The sequence below is a fragment of the Natronoglycomyces albus genome, from assembly GCF_016925535.1.
Classification (GTDB): Bacteria; Actinomycetota; Actinomycetes; order Mycobacteriales; family Micromonosporaceae; genus Natronoglycomyces; species Natronoglycomyces albus.
This window is the reverse complement of the sequence record NZ_CP070496.1, coordinates 2,976,784-2,993,938: the sequence shown is the minus strand read 5'-3', so window position 1 is coordinate 2,993,938 and position 17,155 is coordinate 2,976,784. Positions and strand designations below refer to the sequence as shown.

Sequence of the window (17,155 nt, the reverse complement as noted above, 5' to 3'; positions counted from 1 at the left end):
GGGCGCTTCTGGAGTATTCCGCGTGGATTACGCCTGGGTGGGTGCTTTGACCTGCAAATCGGTGGGTTGGTGCGCTGCGATGAGTCGCCACTTGCGGTCTTGTTTGGTGGCTTCGGTCAACTCTTGGTTTGCGGGTTGCCACGCCCCAGCATGATCCCGACGGCCGCTTCATTGGCGAGGCGGGGAATCTTCCCCGCTCTTTTCCTCAGGTTCGGGTTGCTCTTGTTGGGGTTCCGCCTCCTCGGAAGCGGGCTCGCCTGAGGAGATCCGGCCAACGTGCGGCGGCGGTTCCGGTGGAACTTGCCAATGGGCCAATATTCGGCGGCACATGCCGATGAAGCGTTGGATGGGGTTGCGCATGGTGGTGGTCCTTCCTTTTCGATAGCGATACTTGGTGCGATCCTCGCCCTGTGGCATCAATGCGCTGTGTGGCTGGGATTTCCCCACGGCCCCTCGCTTGTCACGGCTGGCAGGCGAGAGGGGCTTAGGGTTTCGTTGTGGACGCGGTTGGCCTCTTGTACTGAGCTGAGCGGTCCAGCCCACCTGTTTGGCCACGGCCATCATCGCGGGTCCGCGTTTGATGCTGCCGCAGGCGATGGTTGGCAAAAGGACTCTCCCCGCAGTAGCGCAAGGTGTCCATGAGGCTGGCTTGTGACGGTGAAGCCCTCGCGGACGTACGGTGGTCGATAGCGGCTTCAGCTGAGTTCAACGACAAGAGTCAGTCCCGTTCATTCGAAAGTCCGAATTGATTCTTGCCGGATTCCCCTCAGTCAGAAGTCAACCCACCAGCATGGTGCGAGCCGCGGCCACGATGCACTCTGCGTCGATTCCGGCTTTGCGTAGCTGTTCGGCTGGAGTGCCTGAGGCTGGCATATGACGTACCGCCAGTTTGGCGACCTTCGAGGGGCGTTCCAGCGGAGCGACCGCGTCGAGCACAGCGTCTCCCAGGCCTCCATGCGGCCAGTGGTCCTCAACGGTGATGATGAGGCCGGTGTCGAGGCCTGCTTTGCGTAGCGTGTCAACGTCGGCCGGTTTCACCGAGTACATGTCGATCACCCGTGCGTTGATGCCGTGCTTATCGGCCAACGTACGTGCGGCTTCGAGCGCTTCGTGCACCGTGATGCCCGCGCCGACCAACGTGACTTGGTCGTTGTCTGATTCCCGTAGCACCCGGCTGCCGCCGATGGGGAATTCCTCGCCAGGTTCATAAATCACCGGAGCCTTGTTGCGATTGGCGCGCAGGTAGCTGATGCCGGAAACATCGGCCATCGAGGCCACTAGCGCGGCAGCCTGGTTGGCGTCGCACGGATACAAAACGGTGCTGCCGCAGGTCGCGCGCATCATGGCGAGGTCTTCCAACCCCATTTGTGAGGGTCCGTCCTGACCTATGGCAACTCCGGCGTGGGAGCCAACGAGACGCAAATCGGCGTCGCTGACGGCGGCCATTCGGATGAAATCGTGCGCGCGGGTGAGGAACGCGGCGAATGTAGCCGCGTAGGGTGTCCAGCCCAGTTTTGCCATCCCAACGGCGGCGGCGATCATTTGTTGTTCAGCCAGGTAACACTGGACGAACCGGTCTGGATAGGCTTCGGCGAAGAAACGGCTGCGCGTCGAGTCGCTGACCTCCGCGTCCAAGACCACCACGTCGCTGCGGGCCGCGCCGAGGGCCTTGAGCGCTTCGCCGAAAGCGTCGCGTGTGGCCGCCTCAGCGCCCACCTCAAAGGTAGGCAATTCCACCTGAGCCGAACTCCGTTGCGGCCTTGTGCCAGGGACATCTGGCACAGCCACAGTCACCTGTACGTCGGTCTGGCCCCCCAGTTCCGAGACCGCTGAATCGAAGTCGGGCACGGGAGTGCCGTGCGCGTCGGATTGATCCTCGATCGCGGCCACTCCCTTGCCCTTGACTGTTCGCGCCAAGATCGCGCTAGGGCGGTCAGAGACCTGTTTCACCTCTTCGAACGCGTCGTTGATCTGGTTGAGGTCGTGGCCGTCCACGACGACGACGTGCCAGCCAAAGGCTTCGAGTCGCTTCTGGTAGACGCTGGTGTCCCAGCCGTAACGGGTGGGGCCGCGTTGTCCGAGGCGGTTGACGTCAACAATCGCGGTGAGCCGGTCGAGGCCTTCTTGCTGGGCGTGCGCGAACGCCTCCCACATGGAGCCTTCGGCCATTTCGCCGTCGCCGCACAGCACCCAGGTGCGTCCTTGCAGGTCGTTAAGGCGGTTGTTCGCGATTGCCATCCCCACGCCGATGGGAAGTCCTTGGCCGAGGGAGCCGGTGGCGACGTCGACCCATGGCAGGCGCGGGGTGGGGTGGCCTTCGAGTCGGCTGCCCGCTTGACGATACGTAAGCAATTCTTCGTCGCTGATGACTCCAACGGCGCGCAACATCGCGTAATACAGGGGCGAGGCGTGGCCCTTTGAGAAAACAAGTCGGTCGTTGCCGGGAAGTTCGGGGGCGTCGAAGTCATAACGTAGGTGCTGCGAGAGCAGGACTGCCGCTAGGTCGGCGGCGGAGAGCGCCGATGATGCGTGACCCGAGGCGGCTTCGGAGGTGCAGCGGACTGAGTCAACCCGCAGTTGCCGGGCCAGGTCGGTGACAAAAGTGGTGTCGAATGGTCGCAAGTCGGTGTCGGTCACGGTTTCTCCTTATTGCACTGGCTATGCCGGTTGTGTGCTCGCGGCGCGCTTGCGGATCCGAGGTGGCCAGATCGGTGGTTAGTTCACCTGGGTGCACCGAGCCTTCGCTGGCGACGGATACAACCGTGCGCGCCTCTTTTCTTAGGAGTTCCCGTTTTGGCCGGTTCTAAACCTCCTGGGGCTGTGTGGATATCGGTGAATTTTCACCACGGGCGGGTTTAGCCCTCCTGCGGCTGGGTATCCCCATGGTCAATGGCGAAGGAGGGGACGTATGAGTGACAGGGCAGAGCCGCACGACGCTAAAGATTCCCAACTTGAACACTCGCGGGTCGACGACACCGACGCGCACCTGACCACCCAGCAGGGCATCAAAGTCGATCACACTGATGACTCATTGAGCGCGGGCGGCCGTGGGCCGACCCTGATGGATGACTTTCACTTCCGCGAAAAACTCACCCACTTCGATCACGAGCGGATACCCGAGCGGGTCGTGCATGCGCGGGGTGCGGGGGCGTACGGGACGTTTCAGGCATACGATGCGAGCTTGTCCGATTACACGGTCGCGCCGTTTCTGACCGATCCGAGCGTGAAAACGCCGGTATTCGTGCGTTTTTCCACGGTCGCCGGTTCGCGCGGGTCGGCCGATACGGTGCGCGACGTTCGGGGTTTCGCCACGAAGTTCTATACCGAGCAGGGCAACTATGACCTGGTGGGCAACAACTTCCCGGTCTTTTTCATCCAAGACGGCATCAAGTTTCCCGACTTCGTTCACGCGGTGAAGCCTGAACCGCACAACGAGATCCCGCAGGCGGCCTCAGCGCATGACACGTTGTGGGACTTCGTGTCGTTGCAACCGGAGACGCTGCACGCGATTATGTGGCTGATGTCTGACCGGGCGATCCCGCGCAGCTACCGCATGATGCAAGGTTTCGGAGTACACACCTTCCGCCTAGTCAACGCCGAAGGTCGGGGCACATTCGTCAAGTTTCATTGGACGCCACTGCTAGGCACGCATTCGTTGGTGTGGGATGAGGCGCAGAAGATCGCCGGTGCCGATGCCGATTTCAATCGCCGGGACCTGTGGGAGGCGATCGCGGCGGGCAATGGGCCGGAATGGGAACTGGGCGTACAGCTGGTCAGTGAGAACGAGGAGTTTGAGTTCGAATTCGACCTTCTCGACGCCACCAAGGTCATTCCCGAGGAAGTGGTGCCGGTACGGCCGGTCGGGCGGATGGTCCTCAACCGCAACCCGGAGAATTTCTTTGCCGAGACCGAACAGGTCGCTTTTCACACCGCGAACGTGGTGCCGGGCATCGACTTCACCAACGACCCGCTGTTGCAGGCGCGGAACTTCTCCTACCTCGATACCCAGTTGATCCGTCTGGGTGGCCCCAATTTCGCGCAGATCCCGGTCAATCGGCCGGTCGCGCCAGTGCACAACAACCAGCGCGACGGCTACGGCCAGCAGCGCATCCACCGCAATCGCGCGGCTTACTCCGAAAGCACCGTCGGCGGTGGCTGCCCGGCGATAGCCGATAGCGAGGTCTTCAAGCATTACACCGAGAAGATCGAGGGCCACAAGATTCGCCAGCGCAGTGAGAGCTTTCAGGATCACTACAGTCAGGCGACTCTGTTTTGGAATTCGATGACTGACCCGGAAAAGGCCCACATTGTGGATGCGTTCCGTTTTGAGTTGGGCAAGGTCGGCGACATGGATATTCGCCAGCGCGCTGTTGAGCAAATCAACAACGTTGACCACTCTTTGGCGCGCGAGGTCGCCGCTGGGATCGGGGTGGTGCCTCCCAGTCAGGAGACTCGCCCCAACCACGGCCAGAGTTCACCGGCTCTCTCCCAACTGCGTGAACCGGTGGAACGTATCGACACCCGGCAGGTCGCGATCTTGGCGGCCGATGGGGTCGATGGGGGTGGAGTGACCAAGTTGAGGCGCGACTTGTCGCAGCGCGGTGCGTCGGTGGAGGTACTCGGGCTCGCAGATGGGGGGATTCGCTCGGCCGATGGCGTGGAGGTTAAGGCTGATCGGGCCATGTCAACGGTCGCCTCGGTCCTCTATGACGCGGTGGTGGTCCCCTGTGGACCCGATAGCGTCGCGGCGTTGAAGTCAAACGGGCACGCCCGGCATTTCGTCAGTGAGGCGTTTAAGCACGGCAAGCCAGTCGCGGCGTTTGGGAAGGGGATTGACCTGCTGCGGGTTTGTGAGGTGTTCGGTCAGCTGGCCGATTCGGGGGCGGTCGCGCTTGATCGCGGAGTAGTCACCACAACGGCGATGGGCAATGAGCTCCCGGACGAATTTGTGGACCGCTTCGCCCAACAGGTTGCCAAGCACCGTTCGTGGGATCGGGATACGGGGCACATTGCCGCCTGAGGTGGACCGGTGTCATGAAGAGAGAAGGTGAACCCCGATGCCGCAACAGGCATGGACGAAGAAGCAGGAACGACAATACGAACACATCAAGTCGCAGGCGAAAGAACGGGGGAGCAGCGCTCAGCGGGCCAAGGAAGTGGCCGCGCGGACGGTGAACAAGGAACGGGCCCGTTCTGGGCATGCCGAGCAGCACAGTCGGGTGTCCACCGACGACATCTCGTCCTATCGACGGGGAGGCTTGCGGTCGTCGCGTTCGTCGAAGGAGCGTGGACCGACCAAGCGGCAGCTGTATGAGGATGCGCGCCGGGCCGGGATTCAAGGTATATCCACGATGACGAAGGCACAGTTGGAGCGAGCGCTGAAGAACGCTTAGCGCGAGAGCGGTGGGGCGGGGTGAGCCCCGCCCCCACCGGTTCGGATCCGGTAGCTGCCAGTTCTCATCCGGGTAGGGTCTCGCCGCCGAGCGCGGCCAGCACTTCCCCGGTGTAGTAGGAGGACAGCTGGTTGGAGGCGAAGAATACATACGATGGGGCCAGCTCATCGGGCTCGGCCGGGCGCCCCAATGGCACATTTTGGCCGAACTTTTCGACGTGTTCTGCTTCCAACGTGGAGGGAATGAGTGGAGTCCACACAGGTCCGGGCGCGACGCAATTGACGCGAATGCCTCGGTCGGCCAGCGCCTGGGCCATCGAATGTGTCCACGCGATGATCGCGCCCTTGGTCGCCGAATAGTCGATGAGGACCTTATTTCCCCGCAGCCCGTTGACGGAGCTGGTGTTGATGATGGCGTCGCCCTCGCCCAGATGCGGCAGCGCGGCGGCGGTGACGCGGAAGTAGCTGTGCATGTTGATATTGAACGTGTGCAGCCACATCTCGTCGCTGATTTCTTCGGGGGTATCGACAGGGGCCTGGGTGGCGAGGTTGTTGACCAGAATGTCCAGCCCTCCTAGCTCGCTGACCGTTTTTTCGACGACTGAGGCGCACTGTTCTCGGTCGCCTAGGTCGCCCGGAAGGAGAACGCAGGTGCGGCCGGCTTTGCCTACGAGCTCTGCGGTGGTTTTGGCGTCGGTGTGTTCTTCCAAGTAGGCGATGGCCACGTCGGCGCCTTCTTTGGCAAAGGCGATGGCCACGGCTTTGCCGATTCCGGAGTCTCCACCGGTGATGAGCGCTCGCTTTCCGCTCAGGAGCCCACGTCCGTCATAGTCGGCCATTGCGTCGCGTGGCTGCGGCCGCATTTTCGCGGTCGTGCCGGGAGGGTCTTGTTGCTGGGCTGGTTGAGTCATCGTTGCTACCGTTTCCCGTCGTTGGTTGGTGAGCCGTTGCTCCTACGTCGGGTACCCATTAGCGGTGTTGTCAAACGGCGTTTTCACGATCGTTGGACCGACAGCCTGAGGTCTAGTCGAGGAGTGAAGGATTCGACCTGGTCGTTTTCGGGACGCCATACTCGGTAGACGTGGGCTCGGGCGCGAATCTTGGTAACCTTGCCCGCTCTAATGGTGACCTGGGCGGTGCGGTGTTGGGTGGTGCGTCCAGTGTTGCGTTGGGCGAATTGGTTGGGAGTGTCGGCGTCGACTCCAATGTTGACCTCATAGGTCCCTGGTTTGAGCTCATATAGCCATGCCCCCCAGGTCGAGGGGAGCGTGTGGCCATCGATGCGGATTTTCGGCGGCGCGGCATAGGCGCGCACGAGGGAGGGGCTGTCGCCGGTGTGAGTGGAGGATTCCCAAGGGGATTTTTTCGCCGCTACTCGATGCAGCCTGAGGTCGTACTCCACCAGGAGCCCGGTGGTTTTCTTCCGGGGTCTGGGCACGGGCCGGTACGTCTTTTGACTCGCCTGCCCGGCACCGGGTAGGTCGATCTGTTCACTGCGGCCCAGATCGACGTTCCATGGTGTGATTGCTTTGAGGAGCGTTCGGTGGTTTGTGCGCATGGTGAGCCTCAGGCCGACTACCAGGACCATTGCGCCGATGAGTGCGCCGATGCCCGGCGCGCCAGCGGCCGCCGCAGCCCCGAACGCGCCGGTGCTCAATCCGAGGACACCCAACCTCCACCGGCGGCGCGACGGAGGTTGGAACGGTCGCAGGAACTCTGAGGGGGCTTTTACCTGAGCGATGAGGCCGATACCGCGTTCGGTGGTGAGGCAGATCCGTTCCCCGGCTCGCGCGACAATGCTCACTTGGGCGGCGCGCACATTTTGCGCCTCGACCGTGTGCGGGCCGGGCGCTAGCGGTATTTGGTAGCGCCCGTCTCCGGCGCAGAGGAGTTTGCCGTCTAGGAGCAATATCGACGAATTGCCGATGTTGTCGTTGTCGGTCAGGAGGATGTCGAGCATTGCCATTTCCGCGGGCACGGTGAGCTGGGGGCTGTCGCCGTCGCGCACTTGGTCCAGCGTATGCGCCTCGATCAGGTGCGGCCATTCGTAGGTCTGCATCCGGTGCGGGCGGTTGGTCCAACCGCGATGGTTGTCCGGCATCACGTCGTAGCGGTCGTGGTAGCTGCGGCTACCCATCTTGCGGATGTAGTGGGTCCACCCGATGCGGTCATGGTGCTGCGTTTTCATGGGGGCCGTCCTCGCTGGCAGAGAATCGGGACCCATTCAGTCTAGAACGGCACCATTGGGGAGAAATCGTCCAATGTGAGCGGAATTTACATCTCCTTAGGTGGCCTCGCGGAGGCTGCGCATCGCTGGCGCGACCTTGGCCAGCTCATCGAGCATGCCGCTCGCGGCACGCTCCATGCCCGAGTCGGGACGCAACCGGCCCTCCTCGAATCGCTGCCGCTTGGAGATCGCCACCCCGGAACTGACCACATACATACGCAAGGTGGTCGCGACCTGCTTAGCCATCTGCACCGCCCGCAGCCCCGCCGAGGCCCCGCCATAGCTGACGAAGCCCGCAGGCTTATACGCCCACTCGTGGTACAGGAAGTCCAGCGCGTTCTTCAACGGCGCGTTCATTCCGTTGTTGTACTCGGGCGTGACGAACACGAAGGCGTCGGCTTGATCGATCGTTGCGCTCCATGCGCGCGTGTGCTCGTGCGTGTACTTTCGCGCCGAAGGATGCGCCGGTTCATCCAGGAAAGGCAAATTCACCTCTGCTAGATCAACCAGGCGCACATGGAAACTCCCATGCGCTTGGGCCTGGGCGGCAAACCATTCACCAACCTGATCTCCCACTCGTCCAGGGCGGGTACTGGCGATGATGACGTGAAGTTTCACGGTTCTCTCCTTCAACGACGTGGACAATGACAATGCCCGATGACTACCACCTAAGTCACACTGCCAGTTTCCACAGTGTCACCGAAGGCTAAGCCCGGTGCAAGAACAGCCAGCATGATTCCACCGGTTGTCGGCAACAGGGCCTTCGCTAAATCGGTGGCGCCCGCCAGATTTGCCCCAAACCCATTGCCCTCAACCCAGATAGCGCCGCCGCTGCTGCGGAGTCAATTTAGAGACGGCATGCCGTAGCGTGCCTCGGTTCATCGAAGCGTGGTGGTCATCGAGGAAAGACCGGAATTCCTCGGGCGATACCTTGCCAGCTTCGCGAAGCCAGGAGGCAATGGCCTTTTGCACCATTGGATGCGAATCGGCCAGCAAGGCCGCGCAGATGCGGAAGGTGTCCTCGGCCTGCCCCAAGCGCAAGAAGGCGAACGTGGCAACGATGGAGGTGCGTCGCTCCCAGGGATTATCCGAGGTGGCCAGAGCGTCGAGCACCTCGCGCCGACCTTCGAGCAGGTGCTCCCCAATGACCCGCCGAGCGGCACGATCTACCAGATCCCAGTTGTTGATGCGGTCATGTCGCCGCAAGTACAGCTCGTATAGCTCACCGTGAACAGAGGAGGGGGTGCGCTTGTGACGGGCCTGAAAGTCCATGATCGCCACCGCCCCCATGCGGACCTCATAGTGAGGGTCCTCCAACAGCGTCTCGAGGTCACCCACGGACATAGCCGAGGAATGCCGCTTCGCGAGAGGAAAGATGGTGCCAATGCTGACACCGAGAATCTGATTATCCGCGCCCCACGGATTATCCTCGGAATAGAAAAAACGGGCGACGTCCTCCACCTGCTCATCCGTGGAGAGAGCGGCGAGGTCCATTCGGAAAGCGGCTGCGGCATCTGACATGGTGATGAACTTTCCAGTAGCGAATCGTGCCTACAGAATAGGTGCCAGGTGTGACGCAAAGGAGGTACTCGAACGCATCGGCAGGCCTTCACAGCCAGGCTGAGTTACCTTAGGCGCATGTCTACCCCGAGCAAACCCACCCCACCAGCGCCTGCGGTCTCTTCGACACCCACCATAGACCGCGACACCGTCGACCAGGTGTTTCGCGCCGGGAACAATGGCCCCGGACGCCTGATCACGATCGTCGGCTTTGACGGTTGTGGAAAGACCACCCAGATCGACAACCTCACCGCGCGGCTACGAGCCAGAGGCGAAGAAGTCCTCGACACGCGGCAACCGACCGACTGGTACCGCCGCCTCGGCGAAGTGCAGGCGTTCGAAAGTGATGGAGGCGCGGTCGAAACCGCGCACATCCTCGCCCTGCTCGCGGCCGCCGACCGGCGGCGCCACGTCATGGAAATGATCGACCCGGCCCTACGACGTGGGGCAACAGTCATCTGTGACCGCTATGTGTACGCCACCTTTGGCGTGTTCATCCATCGGGGAGTGGACCCAGCCCTCTTGACCGCGATCAACGGCGGTATTCCGCGTCCTGACCTCGCGTTCTACCTGCGGGTGCCGACTGAGGAACTCAAGCGCCGCCTCGCCGCGCGCGGAGAGAAACTCAAGCATGAGGAAAAGTCGAGCTCCCGTATCGAGTCAATCGTCGGCGTCTATGAGCAGATGGGCGACGCCCTCACCGAAATCGACGGCACGGCCGACCCCGAAGTTGTGACAGCTCAGCTGCTCAAACACATCGACGCGCTCTGAGCGCGAAGTCGTTTTTTCGCTAGCAATTGTCGGCCCCGGCGGTCACGCTTAAGAGATGCACACCGACTTTGACCGCTGCCTGAGGGCGGTCCAAACCAAGGACCCCCGTTTCGACGGGTGGTTCTTCACCGCTGTGTCCTCCACCGGCATCTACTGTCGCCCCTCGTGCCCGGCCATGACACCAAAGTCGCAAAACATCTCGTTTCACCCCACAGCCGCCTCGGCCCAGCAGGCCGGATACCGAGCCTGTAAACGCTGCCGCCCCGACGCCAGCCCCGGTTCCCCACAGTGGAACGAACGAGCCGACCTCGTCGCCAGGGCCATGCGCCTCATCGCCGACGGCGTGGTCGATCGCGACGGCGTACCCGGCCTGGCCCGACAACTTGGCTACGGAGTCCGACAGATCGAACGCCAGTTGCGGGCCGAACTTGGCACCGGCCCCCTGGCCTTGGCTCGGGCCCAACGCGCCCAAACCGCGCGGCTGCTGATCGAAACCACCAACCTGCCGATGGGCGAAATCGCCTTTGCCGCCGGATTCGCCAGCATCCGCAGCTTCAACGACACCGTGCACGAGGTCTTCGCCACCGCACCCACCGAACTGCGGAAACGTTCCCTCAGCGGCCAGGTTTCCAGCGCTGGTCTCTTGCGGTTCCGGCTACCGTTTCGCCAGCCGCTGTGCCCGGACAACCTCTTCGGCCACCTAGCCGCCACCGCGATCCCCGGCGTGGAGGAATGGCGCGACGGCGCACTGCGACGCACCATGTCGCTCGCACACGGCCCCGCGATCCTGTCGGTGCGACCAGAACCCGAGCACATCGACTGCCGCTTGCGGCTGGCCGACCTGCGCGATGTCACCGCCGGAATCAGCCGGGCCCGCTGGCTGCTCGACCTCGACGCCGACCCACAGGCCATCGACGCGGCTCTCTGTGAGGATGCGGACCTGGCGGCCCTGGTGCGCAAGAGCCCGGGGCGGCGAGTGCCCCGCAGCGTCGACGGATTTGAGCTGGCCGTGCGCATAGTGCTCGGCCAACAGGTATCCACCAAAGCCGCCGCCACCCATGCGCGCCGCCTCGTCGAAGCCCACGGGACACCAGTGGAGGACAACGAGGGCGGCTTGGGTTGGACATTCCCGACCGCGCAGACCCTGGCCGAAGCCGACCTGTCAGTGTTGGCGATGCCGCAGCGGCGGCGCGATACTATCCGCACCATCGCCACCGAAGTGGCCGAGGGACGCCTGAGCCTGCATCAGGGAGCCGACTTGCAACGGGCGAAAGTAACTCTGCAGGCGCTGCCCGGGGTTGGGCCGTGGACTGTCGACAGCATCGCTATGAGAGCCCTGGGCGACCCCGATGTCTTCCTCGCGGGCGACCTGGGGATCGCCAACGCGGCCAAGGAGCTCGGCTTGCCCGCGACACCCGGGCGGCTCAAGACGTACTCAAAAGCATGGAGTCCGTGGCGCTCCTATGCCGTGCAATACCTCTGGGCCACACTCGACCACGACATCAACCGCCTGCCGGTTGGCTGAGGAAAGGACACCGCGATGGCGACCACGGGATCACTCGCACACACCTTCATGGACAGTCCCATCGGAACGCTAAAGCTCGTCGCCGAAGGCGACGCGCTCACCGCGATCTACATGGAAGAGCACCGGCACGTCCCCGAAAATGCCGACTTCGGCACGCACTCCGAATCCGTCTTCGGCCCCGTGAAGGAACAACTCACGGCCTACTTTGCCGGCCAGCTGCAAGAGTTCTCGCTTACGCTTTCTTTGCGCGGCACCGACTTCCAGCGGCGAGTATGGGCCGAGCTGCAAAAGATCCCCTACGGCCACACCTGGAGTTATGGCCAGCTTGCCACCCGGCTTGGAAACCCCAAGGCTTCCCGTGCCGTCGGGCTTGCCAATGGTCGCAATCCGATCAGCATCGTCATCCCGTGCCACCGCGTCATCGGAGCCAACGGCAGCCTCACCGGCTACGGCGGAGGACTCGAACGCAAGCAAACACTGCTGGAACTGGAGCGCCAGGTCATCTCCCCGGCCCTTTTTTGAGCTCTAGCCTCATATTCTTTGGATACCAAGGACCTTATGTTCAAGAGATCTATCGCAATTGTTTCTCTCCTAGGCGTCGTTGCCTCAGTTGCTAGCTGCAGCGAAGCGACCGATACTTCCGATACCGCAGACCGCTTTTCCGCGATCGTGGCCGAGAACCGAGTTTTGCACTTTGAGTTTCTTGCCGCCAGAGAACGAGTCGCCGAAGTTTGTTTGGAGAACGCGGGCTATCCCGCTGCCGAGGTCGACTTCTTTGGTGGCGATGTGTGGGATCGGGACTATATCCTCGTTGACCGGTACTGGGAAGGCGGCCCCACCGCTAACGACCTGCTGACTCCCGCTGAGCACGATGGAATGTACGCCGCTGCCTACGGCAATGACGAGTTCGACGACATCGAATTGGAGAATGGGCGCACTGTGCGGTGGGCTACCGCAGGGTGTATTGGCCAGGCCAACCAGGTGCTATTGGAGGACGATCAGCGCTCGTTTTTCCACATGTACTCCGTGGCTACTGCGGCGGCGGCCACCACTTGGCAGGACACCGATGAGGTGGTGGCGGCCAGGGCCAAATGGGCCGCTTGCATGGAGCAGGCCGGGTACCCAGAGCTCGAAATTCCTGAAGACGCCGACATTTACGCCGCCGATGCGGCCTATCACGCCGGGCTCCGCCCCACCTCATCCGGTGAGGACATGACGAGCGCGGTGGCCGAGTTTGAAGCCGCTCAACGTGAGCTGGCCGAAGTCGACATCGCCTGTCACGAAGAGGCAGGTCTCGAATCGATTCAGGCCCAGGCGTTCTGGGCCGAAGCCGGAAAAATCCTCACCGAGAACGAAGTGGAAGTCTTTGCATACGGCCAACGAGCAAAAGAGATTCTCAACCGGGCCCAGGACATTATTGCTAACGGGACACTCGACTAAGTACCCCGTGCGCAGCTTTCGTTTCGCTCCGCGATTGGGCAAAGCTGCTGAGCACTGGCTAAGGGGCACTAACCGAGGTTGGGGTACGCGGCCCAAGCGCCGCGTACCCCAACTGGAATCGTCACCTGTCCTTGTACGGTGTGGTCAGCGGGCAACAGCCGTTAGCAATCGCCGCGACTCGCTGTCATATCGCACATGCCACTGTGGCTAGTCCAGGTCAGGCTGTCGCGGGCGTTGCCATTGAAGGGCCGGGTAGCCATGACATCTGTCGCCGCTCCTGAGTCGATGTCCATCCAATAGCGCACTTCGTGGTTGCCATCGCGCCATACGTAGAACGGGGCCGAAATCGGAGACTGTCCCCCGCCGGGGGCCGCCCACCAGCTGGAGCCCTCGGCGTTGGCCGGGTCCACATACAAGCAGTCGGTGGCTCCGCCTGAGATCCAACAGCGGCGCATCTCGCCTCCGCCCCAGCGGCTAATCGGCACCGTGGTGATGCCCTCATGGAGGATGCGGTGGAAGATGTCCTCGCACGCTCCGTTGGAACAGGCATGCCAGGGCTGCCATGCCCCAGCGCGGGCGTTGGCGGCCGAGGAACCGTTGTTACGCAGGGCGCAGTAGCGATTCACCACGTGCGGGGCCATACCGTTGGCGGCGTTCTCGACGTCCTGAGCCTCATCGGCGGTGTAGGGCTGGCCCAGTCCGGCCGAGTCCAGCTGCCAGGCACCGATGCCGGGGTGGAACCACAGGCCGGGCGCGCGGTTTTCGGGGTCGCCGAGGGTGGGTTGGGTGTCGTAGCGGGAGAGGGTCATGGGGGAGGGCGCCGCGCCCGATGGCGAGACCTCGGGCCACGTCATCGCGATGGACATGGCCAGAGCGTGGTCTTTGCTGACAGAGCAGTTCGCGTTGGCGGCCGCGTTATGCGCGGCGGTTGTGGCCCAAGCAAGGGGCTGTTCTCCGAACTGGAGGGTCGATTTGGGGTCAACCCAGGCGTTCTCAAGCCGCAACTCGTCGGCGAGGGCCTCGTAGTCGATTTCTTCGGCGTAGTCGTCACTGACATCGGGCTGTTCTGGTTGCTCCGCGTGAGCGGGCAGGGTGGAAAAGGCCAAGATCGCCGCTGCGGTAACGACGCTGCCCTGGAGGAGGGTCTTTCGACGCATCGATATCTCCTTGTAATTGTGGAGGCGGGCCCGGAGCAGGCTCGCTGGTGAGGGCGACAGCGTTGTGGGCCCGAAATGAGCGTGGGGCTGACGAGTCCCGGCATGTTGATTCCGTCGTTCCTGTCCCGAATCGCTGTCTTTGCGGGCACCCTGGAGGTTAGGAGCCGCAACATACTCTCTACTGAGAAATAGATCGAAAGTCTTGAATATCTAGATTTTTGAGCATTGTCAATCATTTCCGCGCAAATTCCGAAAATTCATCCCATGACATACCGGTGAATGGTGAATAATGTCGTAAAGGCGCAATAATACCCATATTCGCCCAATTCTCTGCTCGAATCACGAATCCCGGATACCAAAATATAAATGCTTGCTTATTTAAGTCAGTGCTTATATGATGTGGCCATGGAGGTATTCGACGTACTGGGCGACCCTGTTCGCCGTCGTATCCTCGAGCTGCTCGCCGCAGGGCCGCGCAGCGCCGGAGAGGTGGCAAAGACTGTGGCCTCGGAGTTCTCCATTTCGCAACCAGCGGTTTCGCAGCATCTCAAGGTGTTGCGTGAATCGGGGCTCGCGCGAGTACGGCCCGATGGGACACGTCGCCTTTACTCGGTGTGTGCAGAGCCTTTGCGTGAAGTCGACCGTTGGCTTGAGCGCTTCCGCGACGAATGGGAGCCGCGCCTGCTGGCCTTGGAGACCGAAGTGGCTCGCGGAAAACGACAGCGTCGGGTGCGTAAATCCGCCGACGGCGCGGTGGCCAATCACGACACACATCACGAGAGAGGACACAGAACATCATGAACGACCTCATGTCATACCTGAACGACTCGGCCAGGCATATTCACGATGGCCCCAAGGGTGGATTCATCGTCTCGCTCAGCCACGTCTACAAGACCGATCTGGAAGACCTATGGGATGCGTGCACAAACCCACAGCGCCTGCCTCGGTGGTTTCTGCCCGTGACTGGCGACCTTTCCGTCGGTGGTCATTACCAGCTGGAGGGAAACGCCTCCGGGACCATCAAGTCCTGCGAGCCTCCCCGCGCTCTCCTGGTCTCTTGGGAATTCGACGACAAGTACAGCGAGTTGGAAGCATTGTTGGAATCTGAGGGAGAACACGCCCGGTTGACCCTGAAGCACTTTGTTCCCGACGATGAGCACTGGGCCGAGTTCGGGCCGGCAGCCACCGGAATTGGCTGGGATATGGCGCTGGGCAGTCTTGCGGCGCACACGGTCGGTACCGAGTTCGGTCGTTCTCCCGAATGGTTTGAAAGTGACGAGGCCGTCTCGTTCATGTCGCAAAGCGCTCAACAATGGACTCAGGCCCACATCGACAGTGGCGCGGACATCGCCGAGGCCAAGGCGATGGCCGCCCGCACGATCAATGTCTACACCGGCGGCCAAGAAGGCTCGGAACGGGAATAGCTCCCATGACGGCGGGGTAGCGAATCATCCGGCTATGCCAGGCCAGAATCGCTGCCCCGCCGTAGGTTTACCTCGAATCCGCAGCGATAGCTGCGCGCTAATTGAGGTGCGGGTGCCCGATCTCTTAAGCACACGATGTGGCAATGTCCGCCCTTTTACCGAGCAGGAACGACGCGGTCTGTTCCCTGACGCATTCGGAATTGACCGAACCGCCATGCCCATCGCCGGTGAAAGTCAGCAACGATGCTCCATCGATGGCCTCAGCTGCGGTTTGAGCCCAGGTGAACGGGGTGGCCGGGTCACCGTGCCCGCCGACGATGAGGATGGAGACGTCCTCATCTATGGCGTAGGGCTCCGGTGGGTTAGTGGCCGCGTGCGGCCACTGGAGACATTCTCCGGCGTAGTACCAGTAGGCGTGAGCGCCAAACCGAGGAAACTCCACCGAGGCGGCCTCGGCACGCTGGGCAATCGAGGCGAAGTCGCTCAACTGGTCGTCCACGGGCCAATCCAGGCACCGCACCGCCACCATCGAAGCGACGGCATCGTCGGCGGCCAACATGTTTGCGAACAACGACCCGTCGCCCTCGGACGCCGAAGCGATGGCCTCGCCCAACATGGGCCAGGTGACGGTGGGGCTGGCCAGGAGCGCGGCCGTGGCGTCGGCTATCGCCGCCGAATTCACATGGTGAGGTGACCCTGGCTGAGCATCCTCGGCTGGCAATGGCCGTGAATCCGCCGCGGCCACCACATCATCCCAAGTCGCGGCAGTATCGCCCGCCACCGCACAGTCGTGGCTACCATCGCACCACTGAGCGAAACTGTCGAAACCGGCTTCTCGGGCAGCGGTCTGCTCGTCGATGAGATCGGGCATCGGTCGTGAGTGGTCGTACATCGCGTCTAGCACCATCGACTCCACCGCGTCGGGAAAGAGCTCGGCAAAGGTCGCGCCCAACTGGGTGCCATAGGACCATCCGTACCAACTGATCTTTTCGGTGCCAAGCGCCTGGCGGATGACGTCGATATCGCGGGCCGCGCTCGCGGTGTCCACATAGCCCAACTGTGGGTTGTCGGCCTCGCACTGTTGTGCTTCACTGCGCTTGGTAGACATCAGTTCTTCGAATTCGCTGGCCTCACCTGGAATGACGGTGGCCAGGGAAACCTGACACGAAATTCCCGCGCTGGAGCCGATCCCGCGTGGGTCGAAGCCCACGAGGTTGAAATGCTCGGTCACCTGTGTGCCCAAGAGGGCCTCGGCGTTGGCTGGCACGCTCAGCCCCGACGCACCGGGCCCACCTGGGTTGAGCAACGCATAGCGCTCGGAGTCACCGGAGTCGGCGGGGCGTTTGGAAAGGGCTAGATCAATGGTTTCCCCGTGGTGTTCATTCCACGGCGTGCCCGTTTCGGCCACGTTCCAGTCGAGCGGGACGGTGACCGATGCGCACAACAGCCCGGCTTCTCCCAGCTCCGCAGCGCATTCGTGCCATTCCAAGGACTCCGGTGGCGCGGGCTCCGATGTGGAGTCCACGGCGCATCCGGTGGCCGTGGCGGCGACCGCTGAAAGCGCCACCGCCGCTATTGCCCTTCTCATATGCTCTCCTCCATGGTTGGGTATGACGCCCAAACCTATGGGAGGCAACCGAAGCCGAGCAGGGGCAAATG

At 62.3% G+C, this 17,155-nt stretch carries 16 protein-coding genes; 8 read left to right on the top strand and 8 right to left on the bottom strand.

Annotated features, from left to right (window positions below; translation table 11 throughout):
- Positions 1-168 precede the first annotated feature (168 nt).
- Both JQS30_RS12915 and JQS30_RS12910 read right to left on the bottom strand, forming a co-directional pair.
- The gene (locus JQS30_RS12915; RefSeq protein ID WP_213170660.1) at positions 169-360 is read right to left on the bottom strand and encodes a hypothetical protein; all 192 of its coding nucleotides are present in this window, start codon (positions 358-360) and stop codon (positions 169-171) included.
- Positions 361-777: 417 nt separating this feature from the next.
- Positions 778-2,637 carry a transketolase gene (locus tag JQS30_RS12910; RefSeq protein WP_213170659.1) on the bottom strand — a complete coding sequence of 620 codons (1,860 nt, stop codon included), beginning with the start codon at positions 2,635-2,637 and terminating at the stop codon, positions 778-780.
- A gap of 271 nt (positions 2,638-2,908) precedes the next feature.
- On the opposite strand from JQS30_RS12910, the gene JQS30_RS12905 reads away from it, so the two are divergent.
- A complete protein-coding gene (locus JQS30_RS12905; RefSeq protein ID WP_213170658.1) occupies positions 2,909-5,020 on the top strand; it encodes a catalase in 2,112 nt (703 codons plus the stop codon).
- Between the two features lie 37 nt (positions 5,021-5,057).
- Positions 5,058-5,393: a plasmid stabilization protein gene (locus JQS30_RS12900; RefSeq protein ID WP_213170657.1), complete on the top strand. Its 336-nt coding sequence runs from the start codon at positions 5,058-5,060 to the stop codon at positions 5,391-5,393.
- Positions 5,394-5,457: 64 nt separating this feature from the next.
- Here JQS30_RS12900 and JQS30_RS12895 read toward each other — a convergent pair whose 3' ends face one another.
- From JQS30_RS12895 to JQS30_RS12880, 4 genes are all read right to left on the bottom strand, one after another.
- The gene (locus JQS30_RS12895) at positions 5,458-6,303 is read right to left on the bottom strand and encodes an SDR family oxidoreductase (RefSeq protein ID WP_213170656.1); all 846 of its coding nucleotides are present in this window, start codon (positions 6,301-6,303) and stop codon (positions 5,458-5,460) included.
- 83 nt (positions 6,304-6,386) lie between these two features.
- Complete coding sequence (locus JQS30_RS12890; RefSeq protein ID WP_213170655.1) at positions 6,387-7,580, bottom strand: hypothetical protein; 1,194 nt, start codon at positions 7,578-7,580, stop codon at positions 6,387-6,389.
- Between the two features lie 96 nt (positions 7,581-7,676).
- On the bottom strand, positions 7,677-8,237 hold the full coding sequence (locus JQS30_RS12885) for an NADPH-dependent FMN reductase (protein WP_213170654.1): 561 nt from the start codon (positions 8,235-8,237) through the stop codon (positions 7,677-7,679).
- Positions 8,238-8,429: 192 nt separating this feature from the next.
- Positions 8,430-9,140, bottom strand: a complete 711-nt coding sequence (locus JQS30_RS12880; protein WP_213170653.1) for a DNA alkylation repair protein — start codon at positions 9,138-9,140, stop codon at positions 8,430-8,432.
- Between the two features lie 117 nt (positions 9,141-9,257).
- Here JQS30_RS12880 and tmk point away from each other — a divergent pair, with 117 nt between their 5' ends.
- The 4 genes from tmk to JQS30_RS12860 are packed head-to-tail and all read left to right on the top strand — an operon-like array spanning position 9,258 to position 12,915.
- Positions 9,258-9,950 carry a dTMP kinase gene (tmk, locus tag JQS30_RS12875; protein WP_213170652.1) on the top strand — a complete coding sequence of 231 codons (693 nt, stop codon included), beginning with the start codon at positions 9,258-9,260 and terminating at the stop codon, positions 9,948-9,950.
- Between the two features lie 55 nt (positions 9,951-10,005).
- Positions 10,006-11,475, top strand: coding sequence for a DNA-3-methyladenine glycosylase 2 family protein (locus JQS30_RS12870; protein ID WP_213170651.1), 1,470 nt, complete (start codon positions 10,006-10,008; stop codon positions 11,473-11,475).
- A gap of 15 nt (positions 11,476-11,490) precedes the next feature.
- The gene (locus JQS30_RS12865) at positions 11,491-11,997 is read left to right on the top strand and encodes a methylated-DNA--[protein]-cysteine S-methyltransferase (protein WP_281398364.1); all 507 of its coding nucleotides are present in this window, start codon (positions 11,491-11,493) and stop codon (positions 11,995-11,997) included.
- A gap of 36 nt (positions 11,998-12,033) precedes the next feature.
- Entirely contained in the window at positions 12,034-12,915 is an 882-nt protein-coding gene (locus JQS30_RS12860) for a hypothetical protein (protein ID WP_213170650.1), read from the top strand.
- A 161-nt stretch (positions 12,916-13,076) separates the two neighbouring features.
- Here JQS30_RS12860 and JQS30_RS12855 read toward each other — a convergent pair whose 3' ends face one another.
- Positions 13,077-14,072, bottom strand: coding sequence for a hypothetical protein (locus tag JQS30_RS12855; protein WP_213170649.1), 996 nt, complete (start codon positions 14,070-14,072; stop codon positions 13,077-13,079).
- 405 nt (positions 14,073-14,477) lie between these two features.
- Between JQS30_RS12855 and JQS30_RS12850 the strand changes: the two genes are divergently transcribed.
- Positions 14,478-14,873: an ArsR/SmtB family transcription factor gene (locus JQS30_RS12850; protein ID WP_213170648.1), complete on the top strand. Its 396-nt coding sequence runs from the start codon at positions 14,478-14,480 to the stop codon at positions 14,871-14,873.
- A complete protein-coding gene (locus JQS30_RS12845) occupies positions 14,870-15,496 on the top strand; it encodes an SRPBCC family protein (protein WP_213170647.1) in 627 nt (208 codons plus the stop codon). The genes JQS30_RS12850 and JQS30_RS12845 overlap by 4 nt, the downstream gene beginning before the upstream one ends.
- A 124-nt stretch (positions 15,497-15,620) precedes the next feature.
- On the opposite strand, the gene JQS30_RS12840 is transcribed toward JQS30_RS12845, so the two are convergent.
- Complete coding sequence (locus JQS30_RS12840) at positions 15,621-17,084, bottom strand: alpha/beta fold hydrolase (protein WP_213170646.1); 1,464 nt, start codon at positions 17,082-17,084, stop codon at positions 15,621-15,623.
- Positions 17,085-17,155 lie beyond the last annotated feature (71 nt).